Origin of the sequence: Phocaeicola coprocola DSM 17136 (assembly GCF_000154845.1) — a bacterium.
In the GTDB taxonomy this organism is placed as follows: domain Bacteria; phylum Bacteroidota; class Bacteroidia; order Bacteroidales; family Bacteroidaceae; genus Phocaeicola; species Phocaeicola coprocola.
This window is the reverse complement of sequence record NZ_DS981495.1, coordinates 66802-84819: the sequence shown is the minus strand read 5'-3', so window position 1 is coordinate 84819 and position 18018 is coordinate 66802. Positions and strand designations below refer to the sequence as shown.

General features: G+C 44.2%; 11 protein-coding genes. 5 read left to right on the top strand and 6 right to left on the bottom strand.

Annotated elements, in window-relative coordinates:
- The first annotated feature begins 79 nt into the window (after positions 1-79).
- Positions 80-1072 (top strand): quinone-dependent dihydroorotate dehydrogenase, encoded by a 993-nt coding sequence (locus BACCOP_RS13975; protein WP_007570228.1) that lies wholly within the window; start codon positions 80-82, stop codon positions 1070-1072.
- Between the two features lie 82 nt (positions 1073-1154).
- Here the strand turns inward: BACCOP_RS13975 and BACCOP_RS13970 are convergent, their stop codons facing one another.
- The 4 genes from BACCOP_RS13970 to BACCOP_RS13955 form a co-directional block, all read right to left on the bottom strand.
- The gene (locus tag BACCOP_RS13970; protein WP_040312109.1) at positions 1155-2171 is read right to left on the bottom strand and encodes an endonuclease/exonuclease/phosphatase family protein; all 1017 of its coding nucleotides are present in this window, start codon (positions 2169-2171) and stop codon (positions 1155-1157) included.
- Between the two features lie 14 nt (positions 2172-2185).
- Positions 2186-3469: a DNA/RNA non-specific endonuclease gene (locus BACCOP_RS13965; protein ID WP_007570224.1), complete on the bottom strand. Its 1284-nt coding sequence runs from the start codon at positions 3467-3469 to the stop codon at positions 2186-2188.
- A 94-nt stretch (positions 3470-3563) separates the two neighbouring features.
- Complete coding sequence (locus BACCOP_RS13960; RefSeq protein WP_007570222.1) at positions 3564-6017, bottom strand: choice-of-anchor J domain-containing protein; 2454 nt, start codon at positions 6015-6017, stop codon at positions 3564-3566.
- A 25-nt stretch (positions 6018-6042) separates the two neighbouring features.
- Positions 6043-8751 carry a TonB-dependent receptor gene (locus BACCOP_RS13955; RefSeq protein WP_007570221.1) on the bottom strand — a complete coding sequence of 903 codons (2709 nt, stop codon included), beginning with the start codon at positions 8749-8751 and terminating at the stop codon, positions 6043-6045.
- Between the two features lie 764 nt (positions 8752-9515).
- Here BACCOP_RS13955 and radA point away from each other — a divergent pair.
- The 4 genes from radA to BACCOP_RS13940 all read left to right on the top strand — a co-directional run bounded on the left by radA (position 9516) and on the right by BACCOP_RS13940 (position 13599).
- Positions 9516-10889, top strand: a complete 1374-nt coding sequence (radA, locus tag BACCOP_RS13950) for a DNA repair protein RadA (protein ID WP_007570213.1) — start codon at positions 9516-9518, stop codon at positions 10887-10889.
- Positions 10890-10916: 27 nt separating this feature from the next.
- Entirely contained in the window at positions 10917-11090 is a 174-nt protein-coding gene (locus BACCOP_RS19990; protein ID WP_007570211.1) for a DUF3791 domain-containing protein, read from the top strand.
- A gap of 241 nt (positions 11091-11331) precedes the next feature.
- Positions 11332-12981, top strand: coding sequence for an NAD(P)/FAD-dependent oxidoreductase (locus BACCOP_RS13945; protein ID WP_007570205.1), 1650 nt, complete (start codon positions 11332-11334; stop codon positions 12979-12981).
- 30 nt (positions 12982-13011) lie between these two features.
- On the top strand, positions 13012-13599 hold the full coding sequence (locus BACCOP_RS13940) for a helix-turn-helix transcriptional regulator (RefSeq protein ID WP_007570202.1): 588 nt from the start codon (positions 13012-13014) through the stop codon (positions 13597-13599).
- 190 nt (positions 13600-13789) lie between these two features.
- Here BACCOP_RS13940 and BACCOP_RS13935 read toward each other — a convergent pair whose 3' ends face one another.
- Both BACCOP_RS13935 and BACCOP_RS13930 read right to left on the bottom strand, forming a co-directional pair.
- Positions 13790-15637: a S41 family peptidase gene (locus tag BACCOP_RS13935; RefSeq protein WP_007570200.1), complete on the bottom strand. Its 1848-nt coding sequence runs from the start codon at positions 15635-15637 to the stop codon at positions 13790-13792.
- Between the two features lie 86 nt (positions 15638-15723).
- Positions 15724-18000: a hypothetical protein gene (locus BACCOP_RS13930; protein WP_007570198.1), complete on the bottom strand. Its 2277-nt coding sequence runs from the start codon at positions 17998-18000 to the stop codon at positions 15724-15726.
- Positions 18001-18018: the final 18 nt, after the last annotated feature.

Here is an 18018-nt window from a genome sequence, read left to right as displayed (position 1 = left end):
GATAACTTTTTTTTATGGTAGATTCTCTTGAATATATTGTACCTTTGTAATGGAAAAAATCAAATAAACCATTACCACTATGTATAAATCAATTATTCGTCCCTGTCTGTTCCGTATCGACGCCGAAAAAATCCATGATCAGATTATAACCCTGCTTCATATATATCGCCATCTGGGACCAATAAGAAGCCTGACCCGCTCACTGTTTCATCCCAAGGCTGTTCCCTTCCAATGGCAAAATCTGAACTTCAGCAACCGTGTAGGATTGTCAGCCGGATTCGATAAAGAAGCAAACTGTTTCGATGAACTGAGTGACCTGGGCTTCGGATTTATAGAAGCGGGAACGGTTACTCCACACAAAGTCGATGGAAATCCTTCTCCACGTATATTCCGGTTACCTAAAGACCATGCTCTCATTTCACGTACCGGATTCAACAATCCCGGAAAAGAAATGGTATTACAGAATCTGAGGCAGAAACAAAACGGGAAATATATATTGGGAGTCAATATCAATACCAATTATCCTGCCGACGAAGAGCTGGCTAGAGCAGAAATTACAGATCTGTACAGCACTTTCAGCGAATATGCCGATTATTATACAATCAACTGGGGAAGCATTGCTCCAGAAATCCTCAGTTCCGTACTGATTGCAGTAGCAGACAAAAAGAAGCAGATTGGCAAACCTATATTTCTGAAGCTTCCGGCTGATGTACCTATAGAAAAGCTGGACGATATTATCAGCTTTGCCCGCCAGCATCATATCGACGGATTTATCGCAACCGGTCCGTCACAAGACCGCTCCTTGCTTATTCATTCTTCTCAAGCTGAAGTCACTCACGTAGGTGCCGGAGGAATCAGCGGACTACCGATTATTTATAAATCAATAGAGGTTGTCAGATATCTTTCTGCACATACTCCTAAAGAAATGCTCATTATCGGAGCAGGAGGTGTCATGACTCCAGCAGAAGCAACCAGCATGCTGAATGCCGGAGCACATCTGGTACAGATTTACTCAGCGTTCATCTACGAAGGACCCTTTGTCGTAAAACGTATTGCAGAAGCATGCAAATAAACAAGTGTTTGATATAAAAAGAAAATAGACCGCTCCAATCGGAACGGTCTATTTTCTTTTTATATCATTAAAACGTAACGTATTACTTTTTAATAAAATATACTACAGTCGGAAGATGGTCGCTATATCCGTTCATCCATCTGCCTCCAGCCTGCGTACGCAAAGGATAGCCTTTGTATTTTCCATCCGCTTGCATCAGGTAATCACGCTTGAATATTTCATGAGTGAAATAACTCAGCTTTTTATGGCGTTTGTTCAGGAAATTGCCAGTAAAAACAATCTGGTCGAACAAATTCCATTTACCTCTATACTTTAATGTACCATCGCCTCCGGCAAGCGTATTCCACCAAGGATTATATAAATCTTTCTTCTTCACATCCTTCATTTCACGCTTTGCTCCTAAGGCTTCTGCCATACTTTTATCCATAGGATCATCGTTCATGTCACCCATGATTACAATCTTGATTTTCGAATCCAGACGTTGCAGCGAATCCTTCAGTGCACGTACCTGCATACCTGCACGCTCACGAGCCGGAGATTCAGCTCCACGCGACGGCCAGTGATTTACAATAAAAGCCACACGTTCGCCAGCCAGTTTACCGTCAGCAATCAGAAAACCGCGTGTCGGACGATCTGTCGGTTGAGCCAATACATAAGGAACCAGTTTGGTAGCTGTCACTGTATACAGTTTCGGGTTGTAAAAGAAAGCACAGTCCACACCTCTTTCGTCCGGTCCCTCATAATGAATAATCTCATACCCGCGATCGGTCAGTGCCGGCTGTTTCAGCAAATCTTCCAGCACATGACGGTTTTCCACCTCAGCCATGCCTATTACCGCAGCCCCCTCAGGTGTCTTGTCGGTAGCCAGCGATCCAAGTACCGTCGACATATTTTTCAGTTTCGACTGATATTTCTTATCGTCCCATTTATTTCTTCCGTCGGGCAGATATTCATAATCTTTCTTACCCTCATCGTGCTTCGTATCAAACAAATTTTCGAGGTTATAAAAGGCAACTCCGTAAACCGTACCTTTCTGCTCTTGAGCATAGCCCGCTATTACCAGACATACCCAGAAAAACGCAAACAGATATTTTTTCATATATGTGCCTCCTGTTACCATGCCCAGTCATTCAGGTTACAAGCAGCCTCTACCTCATTTTCAAGTACATCAGGCAAATTACAGAAGAAATCAATGCCTGTTTCTTCTTCCAGTTTGTCTACAGAAACCACATATTCTTTCAGTTCGTCAGACGAAGGATTTTCGGTCATACCTTCTTTATGAGGTACCAGGAAAGCAATAGCATGGAATACATCGTCTTTCTGGCTCAGAACAGCCATATAGTAATATTCCGGACAAGCCAGTCCGTGTATAGTAAATCCGTTTGCGTCTGTTGTAGGAGTACCACCATTAACTGTAGTACCTTTGAAGTTTTTCAGCAGCTTATTCAGCGTACCACCTTTTGTAACATACACCTTATCGTATACACCATCGGCTGTAGAACGTCCCCATGTCTGTACACGAGCCTCCAGCTTACGCCAGAAACCACCATTGAAATCATTCAACTGAGGTGAAATGTTGCTGTAGTAGAAAGTCTGATCGTTTGCCTCCTTCAGGTACACACGGTCTTCCGAAGCACACAGGTGTCCTTTATCAAAACCGTCGTTCTTATGATCGCTTTCCTGAACTTGCATTTCTGCCGGAAGCTTCGGATCTACGGACCAGGCATCTGTACGTTTCACATTATCAGCCGAAGTTGTAGTATCGAACGTAAAAGCTACCCAGTTGGCATGACGTTTTGTATTATCCCATTCTAATGCATAGTTCAGAATCTGTACTCCGTCCATTGTTACATAATGATCGGCGTATACATTCTGGTCATTCAAATGAGGAATTTCATAACCGGTTACCGAAACATTATCATAACCAGTATTTGCATTGACATTATCGTTCGGACGTTCTTCGGTCTGGTCGGTAACGACATACTCAATCGTTACATTATTTCCATTAATATCAGATACACGGAATTTTACAAAACGATATACCGTTGAAGCAGCATAGCGAGCCCAGTAAGCCGCACCAGCTGTTACAGTAGCATCCGACTGCCATTCTACATTTGCAGGAACAGTTGTCATTTCATCCAGACGTGCAGCTGCTACCTGGGTAAAACTGTAAGCGTTTCCGGCAAACTTTTTATCCTGTATATAAAACGGAGAATCAAATCCTTCCAGTTGGAATACAGAAAAGCCTAATGCAGCATTTTCGTATCCTTTCAGAACAAGTGTAGATGCTCCTTCCTGAGTTGTCTGTACATAACCATTAGGTATGGTATTCTGATCATCACAACCGACATTGAACAAAGCCAGTGCCAGTCCTAAAATAAATAAATGTTTTTTCATGACTAAACCTGTTAGATTTCATTAGTAAAGAGAAAAATATCCGCCGGTTCTCACCCTTCGGCAGAGAAAGAACCAGCGGATATACATTATAAAATTATTCTGCTTCGTTTACCAGAACATTCTTAATTTCCCAAGTAGGAGCAGCACTGCTTGTGCTCTTGTAAACAAAGGCAATACGGATAACCTGACCAACATATGCGCTCAAGCTATAAGGACCTACTTTGTAGAAGTCCCAGCTCTGTCCGTCAGACCACTGTGTTTCATCAACTTCAACGGTTTCCCATGTACAAGATTCTACATCGTCTATATAATCAGTAGAAACTTTTACCATCATGTATTCAGAAAGCGGATTACCGTTCAGGAACTTATGAGCTTCTTCGAATGACAGCTGAGGTGTCATAGCTTCCGACAAATCGATAGCCGGAGTCAGCAGCCAGCTTTCAGTTTCATTGTTCGTATTGTTCATAAACGCTGAAGCCTTCCATCCATAGCTTGCATCACTCTTCCATACATAACTTACACCTGTCAGTGCAATATCCTGTACAGTAAATCCTCCGTCATTGCCACCAGTCAGCGCTTCGTCCAGATAAACACCAGCCTGTGCTGTATATGTACCGTCGGCAGCTTTTTCGAAGATAGTAGTACGTGTAGAGTAGTTAGTAGAAGCAGCCCATCCACCGTTGAATGTATACTCTTCAACAATCGGGTTACTGTCGGCAGTCTTCTTATAGACTACAGCTACCTGTTCTCCCTTCACTGCATACGGGAACTTCTGTGCCAAATAAACCGGGAAGATAATAGACGGTTTAGAAACATAGTCAGTACCAATTTCAGCGTAGAACTTCGGATCAGCAACTAATACATTAACGTCTTCTTTAGCATATTCAGCCCATGTACCATTAGTGTAGACATACAATGCAGCAGTATTAGCATAAGCACCCGATGCACGTGTTGTCATACGCATCATAGCAGCAGCTACTTCGTTTTCAGGAACTTCCTTAAACAAGCATACATCCCAGTATTTTGCATCTTTTTCTTTCACTAAAGTGTTTTTCAGTTCTACAGTCGGAGCGCACTGGTCTGTACTCTTATAGCCGTATGCAATCACGATTTTCTGTCCCTTAAACTGGCTCAGGTCGATAGACTGATCGGTAAAGGTCCACGAGCTGCCCACCTTCGATGCATCGTAAGTCAGGTCTGTCCAGGTAGCGCCTGCCACATCACCCGTATAATTAGAAGAAACTCTCACGGTAAAGAAATCGGTAGCCTTGTTACCATTCAGGTAGTTGATAGCTAGGTTGAAGCTCAGCACCGGAGCAGTAGCATTCGAAAGATCGATTTCCGAAGATACCACATAACTTTCAGACGGCAGATTCTTTTTGTTTACGAAAGCAGAACCTTTATAGTAACCATATGAATCGATTTTCCATACATAATCAGAACCTTCCGGCAATTTTACATCCTTAATGGCAAACTTATCAGTTTCCTTATTCATCGGATCTGAGAAATAAGTATAAGTAGACTCCGGATAAGCACCGAAACTATATTTTTCGTTTACATACGTCAACTTCACAGTTTTGTTTTTCTCAACATTCTTCAGTGCAAATGTACCGTCACCGTTTTCACTCAAGGTCCATTCTCCACCTTCTGTCGGAACAGATGAAGTTACATTAAAGCTATTGAATGTACCGCTCATGTAAATATACTGCGACCAACCGTTCAGCAAGGTAAAGCCATTATCAGTCTTACCCAAAGTAACTACCTGTTCTGCACCGTCGGCATTTGCAATTACACCATTTTCACCAACTGTAATAGGCGACGGATTCATATATCCATAGTTATAGCTTTCCTTATCCAGCTTTCCGAACGGATAGTAATTACCGTCGTCAGCCTTGGCAGCTATTACATAATTGCCTCCCTCACCGTCGAATGAAGTCACCTTCTGGTATACCATCGGAATAACAGAACCACCGCCACTACCGGGTTCAAATTCTGAATATGCATAATTCACAGCCACCATATCTCCTTCGGCAGGATTGCTCATAGCACCAGCCAGCACTTCAGGAAGCTTCTTCATCGTAGACGGAGAAAGGTAAGTAGCCGATGCAGTTTCTCCCCATACATTCCGGTAGTCTGCATTCGAAAGTGTATACTCTTTCAGATTCTTGAAGTCGGCCAAATAGGTAGACGGAGCTTTATACATATTATATGAAACAGAAAAACGAGATCCGGCATCAGCCTGCGGATATTTTTCTGTAATAAAAGCTGGCAGGAACCATTCTGCTTCCGTTTTGTCTGCAAAATATCTGTTTTTACCAATTGCTTCAAGAGCAGCTACATATGTACCGTTTTCAGGATCTTTCGACAAAGCGATTTCCTTATTGGTTGCATTATTGGCAACTGTCGCATAATCTGCTGCAGCCAATTTGATAGCGACTCCCTTCTTGACATCCGAGATCTGAGAGCCGAGGTTAAACTGGTCATTGTAATCTTCACATGCAGTCAGTGAAGCTAACAATGCTGTAGATATAAATAATATTTTTTTCATAAATTCTTTTCTTTAAAACAGGTGATTAGAAATTAACTCTCAGTCTTAGACTATATGTACGTCCGAAAGCATAGTAACAGTAGATAGTTTCTTCCGAAACAACACCTGATTTAGGATTATATGCCTTAGAGATGTACTGGTAGTCAAGTAAGTTATTTACATTTCCTGACAATGTAGCATCCAGTTTGCCCAATTTGAAACGATAAGAAGCATTCATATCGATCTGGCTTGCTGCAGGTACTTTCCATGGTTCAGCAATACTGATTTCCTTACCCAGTTTCAAATCACTTCCGCTGAATGAATAGTAAGCATAGTTACGTCCGTAATAAGTCCAGTCAGCACCAACACGGATAGACTTGCCAATCTTGAAAGTTGCACCCAATGCAGCAGTAGTCTGTGCAGAACCACCCACACGTACACCCTTCAGGTTGATAGAAGCCGACACATGATCGGGAGCACCGATTCCGCTTGCCTGAGTACCGTCTTCCTTCAGCGGCATACCCTTGTCATCGTAAGCATAACCGGTAGCATTGCTGTCCCATTTCCAATCACCCAAAGAGAACATACCTGTAATATCCAACCATTTTACCGGAGTAACCTTCACATCCAGTTCCACACCTTTATGCAAGGCATTTACACCAGTCATGTTCATATAGTATTCAGTACGTTCCTGATTATCCAGCTGACCAGATTTAGTCATCGCCTTATCCAGCCATTTGGTCCAGTAAGCATTGACATTAGCAGTCAACCAGCTGTTGCGGAAACCATAACCCAATTCGAAAGAAAGCACTTTTTCATTCTTAGCATCCTTGTTGATGGCATGACTTGCATTCGCCTGCATGAAAGCACCATAAGAGAATTTAGGCGCACGGCTGATATAACCCAAGTTGAAGAAAACGTTATGATTTTCAGTAATGTTGTAGTTAGCTCCACCTTTTGCAGTAAATCCGAGGAAGCTAACTTTATCTGATTTAGCATGAGCTTTGTCGTAGAACAAGCGGTCGTAACGCCAATAAGTAGTATTTGACAATGAACCGGCAACGAAAGCCGAAAGTTTGTCTTTATTGAATTCGCTCTGGAAGAAAGCACCTTCCTGCATTACATGTCCGTCATAATCACGGTAAACTACATCACCAACACCCAGCTTTTCATATTTCCACATCGGATCGGCAGCTGCGATATTATTTTCAGCCAACACATCACCACGAGTAGAGTCCATGAAATACTGACCACCGTACAAGTCCGAAATTTCATTGGTATGAGTTCCCTTGTAATAACGGAAGTCTACACCACCATAGAAGTCGATGTACTTACCGAACTTAGTGGTATAAGTCGACAGCAAACCATACCAGTTGTGATAGTTCTTCGACAAGCTCATGGCAAGCATAGAACCATATTCACTTTCCGCGTTGATATCCTGGATGGCTCCATAGTCGAATGTACCATCAGGATTACGGAACTTAGTCTGAAGCACACCATAGTTGGCACCTTTCCAATCCTGATAAGAATATCCGTAATATTCGTTACCTTGTCCGGAATAACCATAACCACGTCCGATAGAAACATAAGCAACAGTACTCAAAGAAGATTTGTCATCAATCTGCCACTGATGATTCAAGCTGATCTGCGGTTTGTGGTAAGAGTTGTACTCACTGGTTCTGCGACGACCTTCGTTGTCAAAACCGTAAGTTGAATTATATTTATAATTCTTAATGCCATACACTTCTTCAGTCATTTTCCAGTCAGCAATTGTCAAAGCGCCATTACGCTGATAATGTGTTTGAGGAGCACCAAATACTGTAAACGACAGCTGATGAGCGTCATTCAATCGTTTTGAGACATTCAGGAAGTAGTTGTAGCCTTCAAAGTCAAGTCCTTGAGCATATCCGTTACCCCAGTTCTTAGAACCCAGCAAAGTCATAGCCCATCCTGATTTAGTAAGACCAGTAGAAACACTGAACAAGATTTTGTTCATACCATCGTTACCCAAAGAATACGATACTGTACCACCTTTCTTGCTTTCCAGACTCTGAGTAATGATATTGATAGTACCTCCCACAGAAGGAGCAGAAACTTTTGAAGCACCTAATCCACGCTGCGTCTGCATTGTACGAGTCACGTCAGTCAGTCCTGACCAGTTAGACCAGTAAACGCCTCCCCATTCCATATCGTTCATCGGCACACCATTTACCATCACAGCAATATTCTCATTACCGAATCCACGCATATAGATTTCAGAGTCACCGTAACCACCACCATCTTTATTGGCATGCACACCCGGAGTAGATTTCAGGATTTCAGGAAATTCCTGAGTACCCAGTTTTTCTTCGATGAAGTCCATTGCCACGCTTGATACGGCAACAGGAGTTTTACGTGCTACCGCAATAGAAGAAGTTACTACGACATCATTCAGTACATGTGAATCGGCCTCCATCGAAACTGTACCCAAATCCACAGTACCCTTCTGAGTTATTTTCATTGTTTTGGTCTTATAGCCCAAATACTTAAATTCGACAGTAGTTCCCGATGTTGTAATTTTCAACGAGAACACTCCGTCGATATCGGTTACAGAACCTTCAGTAGAACCTTTTACGGAAACCGTTGCCCCGATAAGAGGCTCATTACTTTCCGCATCTACAATCTTGCCTTTCAATGTAGCCTGAGCTACTGCAGTGGCTGTACCAAAAATTACAAGCACCGCAAACAATAGAAAATGCTTCAATTGATTTTTCATACGTTTTCTTAAATTGTTTTTGTGTTATTAATAAATCAGAGACAAATATACTAAAAAAATTAAAAAATCAGCATAAAAATTCAACTTTGTCAACACATTAACTTGTTTATGTTAATTATTCGATCAGCTTTCCAGACAGAATATTCAAGTAAAGCCAACTTATCCTTTTTATAACAAAACAGTATCACACTTAAACATGCAAAATTCCTTACAAATTCAAACAACAATACACAAAACAACTAGCAAATTATCAGAAAGTCCAAATTTTAATCGGAATGTCACACACCTGCCGTACTTGCGATTTTAGCAAGTTTCCTATAACACAAAAAGCAGGCGGGCCACTAGTGTACCCAAAAGGTAGCATACCTACCACACTTATTTACAAGCTATTACAAGCTCCTACGGGCCACAACAGCACCACTAGTGTTGCCACCCTTTCCTATTATATATTAAAAGAAAGAGTAAAAGCAAGGGAAGTTTTTTCCGAAAAAACTTCAACCGGATTTTTTTAAGAATTCGTCAGATCGTTTTTAACACTTCAAAGCATACTGTAAATCTCCTGCAAGAATACGATATATTTTGTACAAAGCATTTCTCTATTCGTACATAAATTAGAGAAAAGTTCGGCAAGTTTTCGCTAAAACACCAGCATTTTTCATTTTCAAAGACCACACAGCCACTAAAGAAAGACATCCAAACATGAGGAAAACAGTCCGGTTTTTAGTATCTTTGCAAAGATAAGCAATCAATCGGAATAAAAAATCATGGCGAAAGAAAAAACCGTATATGTGTGTACCAACTGCGGACAGGAATCTCCCAAATGGGCAGGCAAGTGTCCGTCGTGCGGACAGTGGAATACGTTTGTAGAGGAAGTGGTACGCAAGGAAATGCCCGTAGCCAAGCATGTGGCACACGGTATCGAATCGGTGCGTTCGAAACCCCAACGACTGCACGAGATTACCTCAGGCGAAGAACAGCGCATCGACATGGGCGACGACGAGCTGAACCGCGTACTGGGAGGCGGACTGGTAGAGGGCTCGCTTACGCTGATAGGCGGTGAACCGGGCATCGGAAAGTCGACGCTGGTACTTCAGACAGTGCTCCGCCTCACGGACAAGAAGGTGCTGTATATCTCGGGCGAAGAAAGCGCACGGCAGCTGAAATTGCGCGCCGACCGTATCCCCCATCCTGAAGCAAACAACCTGCTGATAGCGTGCGAAACGTCGCTGGAACAGATTTTCACAAACATCAAGAATACGGCTCCCGATCTGGTCATCATCGACTCGATACAGACCATCTCGACGGAAAACATCGACTCGTCGCCGGGCAGCATCGTACAAGTGCGCGAGTGTTCGGCTTCTATTCTGAAATTCGCCAAAGAAACAGGAACACCGGTTATTCTGATCGGTCATATCAACAAAGAAGGCAGCATTGCCGGACCGAAGGTGCTGGAGCACATTGTCGACACGGTGCTTCAGTTCGAGGGCGACCAGCACTACATGTACCGCATCCTGCGGAGTATCAAGAACCGCTTCGGAAGTACGGCGGAACTGGGTATCTACGAAATGCGGCAGGACGGACTGCGGCAGGTGAGCAATCCTTCGGAACTGCTGCTTACGCAAGATCATGAGGGTATGAGCGGCATTGCCATCGCCTGTGCGGTAGAGGGTATCCGTCCGTTTCTCATCGAGGTACAGGCGCTGGTGAGTACGGCGGCGTACGGCATGCCCCAGCGCTCGGCTACGGGATTCGACCTGCGACGCATGAACATGCTGCTGGCGGTCCTGGAGAAGCGTGTAGGATTCAAACTGGCGCAGAAGGATGTCTTTCTGAACATCGCAGGAGGGCTGAAGGTGAACGATCCGGCCATCGACCTGGCGGTAATCAGTGCCATTCTGTCGAGCAACATGGATACGGAAATCGAAGCGGGCGTATGCATGGCGGGTGAAGTGGGGCTGAGCGGAGAAATCCGTCCCGTAAACCGTATCGAGCAACGCATCAGTGAGGCCGAGAAACTGGGATTCACACGGATGCTCGTACCCAAGCATAACCTGCAGGGACTGGACCGCAAGAAGATTAAGATTGAACTGGTTCCCGTGCGCAAGGTGGAAGAAGCTTTCCGACAGCTGTTCGGATAAAAGAGTGCAAAAAACAACATACAAGTCATGACGCAGAATGAAGAATTGGACAAGATTTTCTTTGTGACTTTCTGCATGGAACAGTACAAGCATGAGCACAATATGACAGGAAAAGAGGTTGCCGACCTTTTCTCCCAACAAGGAGCATTGACTTATCTGGAAGAAAATTTCGAAATTCTCCACACACAAAGCCGCCAGTGACTGATGGAGGAAATCAACCATCAAGGAGGTACATCTATGAATCTGGAAGTGACAGATAATAACCTGTATTTGTTTTTACCCGGCAAGATAGCCCGGATGATACAGATTTGCCCTGTTACGCTTTTACCGTTCTGATACATACCGCCGTCTTACAGACCAGTCAACCAAACTGTGGCATTATGATCCCACAGCCGTATGAAGAATTCATGGAAGAAGAAAACGTAAACAAGAACAACCAGTTATGATACAAGAATATCAGTTAAGAGTTCTGCCCGAGCAGGCAGCCAGCGAACAACATATCAAGCAATACGTGAGCCGTGAAAAGGGGCTCGACATTCGTACCATACACGCCGTACGGGTACTGAAACGGAGCATCGACGCCCGCCAGCGGACGATTTACGTAAACCTGAAGGTACAGGTGTTCATCAACGAAACGCCTACCGAGGAGGAGTTTGTACGGACGGAATACCGCAACGTGGAGGGAAAGCCTCAGGTGGTTGTGGTGGGAGCCGGACCGGGCGGTCTGTTTGCTGCCCTGCGTCTGATAGAGCTGGGACTGCGTCCGGTGGTGGTGGAGCGCGGAAAGAATGTGCGCGACCGCAAGACGGATCTTGCCCGCATCAGCCGTGAACACAAGGTGGCCCCGGAATCGAACTACAGCTTCGGCGAAGGAGGTGCGGGAGCTTACTCCGACGGCAAGCTGTATACGCGCAGCAAGAAGCGTGGCAGCGTGGACAAGATTCTGAACGTGTTCTGCCAGCACGGAGCAAACACATCTATCCTGATAGACGCGCATCCGCACATCGGAACCGACAAGTTGCCGAGGGTGATCGAGAACATGCGAAACACCATCCTCGCCTGTGGCGGAGAGGTGCACTTCCAGACACGTATGGATGCCCTGCTCATCAAGGACAACAAGGTAGCAGGCATTGAAACGAATACGGGAAAGACTTTCCACGGTCCGGTGATTCTGGCTACGGGACATTCGGCACGCGACGTATACCGCTGGTTGTATGCCAACGGGGTGACCATCGAACCCAAGGGTATCGCCGTAGGGGTACGTCTGGAGCATCCGTCGATGCTGATCGACCAGATTCAGTACCACAACAAGAACGGACGCGGAAAGTATCTGCCGGCAGCCGAATACAGCTTCGTGCAGCAGGTGGAAGGCAGAGGGGTGTACAGCTTCTGCATGTGTCCGGGAGGATTTGTGGTTCCGGCAGCCAGCGGGCCTCACCAGCTGGTGGTAAACGGCATGAGTCCCAGCAACCGTGGCACGAAGTGGAGCAACTCCGGCATGGTGGTAGAATTGCGCCCCGAAGACCTGCTCCTGCCCGACTTGCAGCTTCAGGAGTGTGAAACCATTCAGGGTTCGGCAGAAGCGCAGACCGAAGAACTGATTGCCCGTTCGGGAAAACTGCCCGAGGGAAGCGTACATACACTGGCTGTAATGCACTTTCAGGAGAAACTGGAGCAACTCTGCTGGCAGCAGGGTAACATGCGGCAGACGGCTCCTTCGCAGCGTATGGCGGACTTCATCAACCGGAAAATCAGCTACGACCTGCCCGATACCTCGTACAGCCCGGGACTGGTTTCTTCGCCGCTTCACTTCTGGATGCCGAAATTCATCAGCAGCCGACTGAGCCGGGGCTTCCAGTTGTTCGGCAAGAGCTCGCACGGCTTCCTGACCAACGAGGCTGTGATGATTGCCGTAGAAACACGTACTTCGGCCCCTATCCGCATCGTACGCGACAATGAAACCTTGCAGCACGTCACCGTAGAGGGACTGTTCCCCTGCGGAGAAGGAGCGGGATATGCCGGCGGTATCGTGTCGGCAGGTGTAGACGGCGAACGGTGTGCCGATGCCGTAGCGGCGTACTTGCAAAAATGATTCTAATCCTCCAACAACCTATCAACCAAGATGCAACATATCCCTGAAATAGCAATCGTAGAACAGAATACGCTGACAGCATTGGGCTTGCAGACCATTCTGGAAGAGCTTATCCCCGTAGCGACCATCCGTACGTTTCCGTCGTTCGCCAGACTGATAGACGATACGCCGGATATGTACAGCCATTATTTTGTTTCGGCACAGACATACTTCGAGCATACGTCGTTCTTTCTGGCACGCCGTCCGAAGACTATCGTGCTGGCGGCAGGCGAACAGCCTTCACTGAGCGGCATTCCCACGCTGAATGTCTGCCTGCCTCAGGACAAGCTGGTGAAAGCCATCATGCAGATGCGGAAACAGGGACACGAGGTGACACATCATCCCGTATCACCGCAGGAAATGCAGCAGGAGCATGATCTGTCGCCTCGTGAAATAGAGGTACTGACTCTGATTACCAAAGGGCTTATCAACAAGGAAATAGCCGACAAACTGAACATCAGCCTGACGACGGTTATTTCGCACCGAAAGAACATCACCGAGAAGCTCGGTATCAAGTCGGTTTCGGGGCTTGCCATCTATGCCGTGATGCACGGGTATGTAGAAGCGGACCGGATATGATACGGGGCACGTATCAGTCCAGTCTAATCTCCGCCAGCGGAAAGTCCATCTTCTCTCCGCCTATATGGAGATGATAGCTTCCTTGGAAAATTCCGGAAGAGAGATAGGGACAAAAGAAAAGGTACTGATTGGCAAATCATAGCAATCAGTACCTTTTTAAGATATTCAGACTATACTGAAATTCTGCCTTTTATTTGGCTTCGTTACGATAAACCAAGTTTCCATAACGTCCAGCTTTAGGAACGATTTGCATCTGTTCTAACGGCTTATACAAATTAAACGGAATTTCATTCAACGAACGAGTCTTTGTTTCGAAGTCAGGAGTTTTTCCCATAATATGACAATAAACCCAATAGAATGCCAAGTTATATCCAAGTTCATCCCAATTACCGAAAGAATACGGGAAAACATTGTCTATATCATCATTATAACTTTGATTCTGGTTATTCAAGAGATAATCCGGTTCGAAACCATCAGCATAATCACTGAACCCTTTAGCGTTTTCTACCCAGAAGGTAATCGGAGCAAATTCAAAATAACGCGAACCATATTGCAAGGTTTGCACTTCCATACCCACATTCTTACCTTCGCTACGGCTACCATAAGTTCTTACGTCAAAGTCAATGCCCTTCAAACCATTGATAACCATTTCTGCAGCAGAAGCAGTATTTTCAGACATAATGATAAATACACGTTTCAAACCTAAATCCGGAGCCTGTCCTAAACCATCAGGACTTCCTTCTCCAAATGTCCAGGTTTCCTTACTGCCATCATTCATCTTTAATTTAGCAAACACCTTATCCTTATTGGCTGCACCAGCAATAGCGCTTGTCAGATAACGGCTCTGAGCCACAGCACCACCTACATTAAAGCGGAAGTCCAGAATCAGTTCATCAGGCTTGTTTTCAGCTAACCAGTTCACCACTTCTACCACCTGATCATGAGCTCCCAAATCAAAAGACTCCATAGCAACATAAGCCACTACCTTTTTTTCTCCTTCCAATGCGAGTTCAAACGTGGAAGCATAAAGAATCGGATTGTACAGATAAACTGCTGCAGATACGGTAGCAGACATAGCCTTCATGTCATATTTACCCGTATTGGGATTAGACACAAAACGATAGAAATCCAATTTATAGGCAGAAGAACTCGGACTATAGAACAATTCATCCCGATATGCCAAATAATTGCTGGTACGCAAAGCAGTACCGTTTACCCGGTAGATAATGTCACCGCGCTGCATGCCTGCTTCAGCAGCAGGAGAACCGACATATACATACCCCAAAGCCAAGCCTACTTCATCACCCGTTTCTCTTAATGCAGAAGCGAATGAAGGACCTAAGCCTAAACCACCTTGCTGACTGGCACGAGTACCTGCATTTATTTCAGAAATATTAGAATAGATGTAACGTTGACCCCGTAGAGAGCTATAATCACGATAAATACCTCCATCTTCAATGTTTACATCACCTAGTTTAGTCAAATTCTTAAAAAGAAATTCATCAAAAGGAACTTCCATTTCAAGATTAGACAAAGCTGCATATTCTGTGCTCCACAGATACTTTTCCTTCAGAATCTTATCCATTTCCGCATTCAAATATTTGCTGACAGCTGATGTTGTATTACCATTAGATTCCTGCTCGAAATCTGCTACAGCAACCTTTTTATAACCATCTACCGTTACATAGAGAGTAGCTGTGCGCTTAGCACCTGCCTGATTCTTGGCAAACTTCAGCATCACTGCCCCCTTACCAGCCTTATCACTACCTGTTTTTTCGAGAATAGAAACCCAGTTTTCTTCTGATTCTACCTCTGCAGTCCACTTAGCAGGAGACTGAAAAGTAATCGTTACTGTTTCACCGAAATAAGAAACTTTTTTTCCACTTAACGGATTATTCACATTCGTCACCGGACTTTTATCATCCGGTTTTTCAATCGGTGTAGTGCTGTCGTCATCATCCGAGCAGCTACCCAATGTCAAAGCACCCAAGGCAAAAAGGCTTAGGAACAGCCAAGGTTTCAAAAAGTTGTTAATCATGTCTGATTAATACTAGATTAAATGATAAAAATCCACAGAGTCACGAAAACCTCAGTTCTGTAACCCTGTGGATAAGTTATTTAAGATTATTTTCTATAAAGACCATAATTGTTCATATTCAGGAAGACAATCTTATTATTGTCTAATACCTTGCGAACATTTACATTTTTCAATGTAGCAGCCGGAACGAATTCAGCAGCACCTTCAGCCTGACGAATTAACTTCGCAGCCTTGGTAGCTCCCTTAGGAGACTTGCCAAAATCAGCCAGTGTCATCACTTTACCATCTTTCAAGATAGCATATGCCAATGCACTCTGCTTGTCATCCTTACCGTAAGCCAAGCCTAAAGACAACTGTACTCCCTCTTTAAACTCAACCTGTTCTGCCATTTTACCACTGGATGCATCCAAGCCATAAGTTACAGTACAGTAGGTAAAGGCATCAATCATTTGTTCATAAGTTGTTTTAGGATCACTCAATTTATCCAGCAACGCTTCAGTATATTGCTCATTGATTGTAGCGTACTTCAAGCTAAAAGCATCTGTAGTAGTCCATTTTACATCATAGTAACCATCCTGAACCTTAGCTTCAATTTTCACTTGAGGATTATCACCCATAGGAGCAGCCAGAGTTTTGAAAGTAACAAACTTCACATCACCCAGCACACCGCTCCAGTCTTCTGCCATGTAAGCAATCTTATATTCATTACCTGGTTCCAGATTAGTATCCACAGATGCTGAGATACCTCCAGCTTCTGCATACCAAGTATTGACAAAGCTTGATTCTGTAAACGGTTCACGAGCAAAGAACAAATCTATAAAGTCTTCACGAGGATCGCCTTCCATCGGAAGGAAGGCACCTGCAAAGTTCGGAGCAATGTATTGGAAACGGATATTAGCCAATGTTTCTTCATTAAAACGGAAAGTCAACTTAGCTTGATTACGTTCAATATCTGTTACTTCGAGAGTCAAATCATTAGCCTTACAAGCTGACGGATTATCTTCTACCGGATTTTTAGTAGAAAATGGTTCAGAGAATTTCAGTTCTGTAAGCTGATCATAGAAATTACGGCCAACATATACAGCCATATATTCAGTACCAGGATATAAGTCAGCCAAGAAATCGCCACCTGTATATTCTTTACCAGTAGCCTTGCCTGCTGCTTCATCAAAAGCAAAATTCTTATTGGCAATACCCCAACCTCCATCGCGCAATTGTACGGCATATTCCAAACGGGTAGCCTCATCTGCATTTTTCAGATTTTCAGCTTCGCTCTTCGGTATAATGTTGAAGAAAAGAGCAGCACAAGCCTTGCTCAGCTTAGCATTCATGAAAGCTTGAGTGGAAGAAAGTTTTTGAGGATTTACTTCAAGATTACATTCTGCCACTTCTGCTGTTTCCGGAATAGCCTTCAAACTGAAATCCTGACGCTGGAATGTCTTGGCAGGAGTTTTGTTAGCATCCAGACCAATAGCCGTAGCTGTAATCATAAAATTAGCATTGGCTGTTTGTCCGAAATTCTGAGTATAAGTACCCGGATCGTTAGACGGAGTAGCTTCGTACACAGCCTGACGCATGAATTCACCATACATGGCTTCACCACAAAGATCAATATACTCCTGAATCTGAGTCTTATCTGAAGCAAAATAATAATAGTAGTGACAATCATCATTAGGATAGTGTGTTACAGAGAAACCTCTATAAGTAGCATTGACGTCGATACCTACTTCCGGATCACCAACCAATGGCTTAGAAGCTGTCTTTACATACACCATATTAATGCCGGCCGGCTCCATACCATCCTTGTCAAAGCAAGGCACAGCAGTGATGATATAAGAAGCATTCGCCACCAACTTAGCCTGAGCAAACTGAGAGTTACCCCAATCCAATTCCAATTCAGCATAGTCGGGATCATCTACATTCATAATATAACCACCGGAACCTGTTGTATTAGTCATATAAGAGATAATCTTATCATCAATTTCATCAGCAGTCTTGCCTACCATTTTGTCGTTAAGCAACTGGTTGTAAAGCACACTCAACGGGAACACATCAAAACGGTAAGACTGAATTTCATCACCCGGACGCAATGTGAAGATCACGTTATCTTCTGTTACAGTAGAAGCCTTGATAGATACGCCACTGGTACCTCCGTCTACTTCCTTATCGCTCCAGCGAATAGGCAGTTGAGCTACCACTGGATTATACTCCTGTTCCGGTTGTTCTGGTTCCGGCTCTTCATCTGTACCCGGATCTACATTTTCAGCAGTCGTATCATCATCGTCAGAGCACGATGTTGTAAGGCATCCGGCAGCAAATAAGAAACTTGCTGCGAACATCATGTTTAAAAATAACTTTTTCATAAACCTTTTTTTTAGTAA

What these genes read in the sequence shown, in the direction of transcription:
- BACCOP_RS13975 (WP_007570228.1), top strand. Translation starts at nt 80, where the DNA reads ATGTATAAATCAATTATTCGTCCCTGTCTGTTCCGTATCGACGCCGAA.
- BACCOP_RS13970 (WP_040312109.1), bottom strand. Translation starts at nt 2,171, where the DNA reads ATGAAAAAATATCTGTTTGCGTTTTTCTGGGTATGTCTGGTAATAGCG.
- BACCOP_RS13965 (WP_007570224.1), bottom strand. Translation starts at nt 3,469, where the DNA reads ATGAAAAAACATTTATTTATTTTAGGACTGGCACTGGCTTTGTTCAAT.
- BACCOP_RS13960 (WP_007570222.1), bottom strand. Translation starts at nt 6,017, where the DNA reads ATGAAAAAAATATTATTTATATCTACAGCATTGTTAGCTTCACTGACT.
- BACCOP_RS13955 (WP_007570221.1), bottom strand. Translation starts at nt 8,751, where the DNA reads ATGAAAAATCAATTGAAGCATTTTCTATTGTTTGCGGTGCTTGTAATT.
- radA (WP_007570213.1), top strand. Translation starts at nt 9,516, where the DNA reads ATGGCGAAAGAAAAAACCGTATATGTGTGTACCAACTGCGGACAGGAA.
- BACCOP_RS19990 (WP_007570211.1), top strand. Translation starts at nt 10,917, where the DNA reads ATGACGCAGAATGAAGAATTGGACAAGATTTTCTTTGTGACTTTCTGC.
- BACCOP_RS13945 (WP_007570205.1), top strand. Translation starts at nt 11,332, where the DNA reads ATGATACAAGAATATCAGTTAAGAGTTCTGCCCGAGCAGGCAGCCAGC.
- BACCOP_RS13940 (WP_007570202.1), top strand. Translation starts at nt 13,012, where the DNA reads ATGCAACATATCCCTGAAATAGCAATCGTAGAACAGAATACGCTGACA.
- BACCOP_RS13935 (WP_007570200.1), bottom strand. Translation starts at nt 15,637, where the DNA reads ATGATTAACAACTTTTTGAAACCTTGGCTGTTCCTAAGCCTTTTTGCC.
- BACCOP_RS13930 (WP_007570198.1), bottom strand. Translation starts at nt 18,000, where the DNA reads ATGAAAAAGTTATTTTTAAACATGATGTTCGCAGCAAGTTTCTTATTT.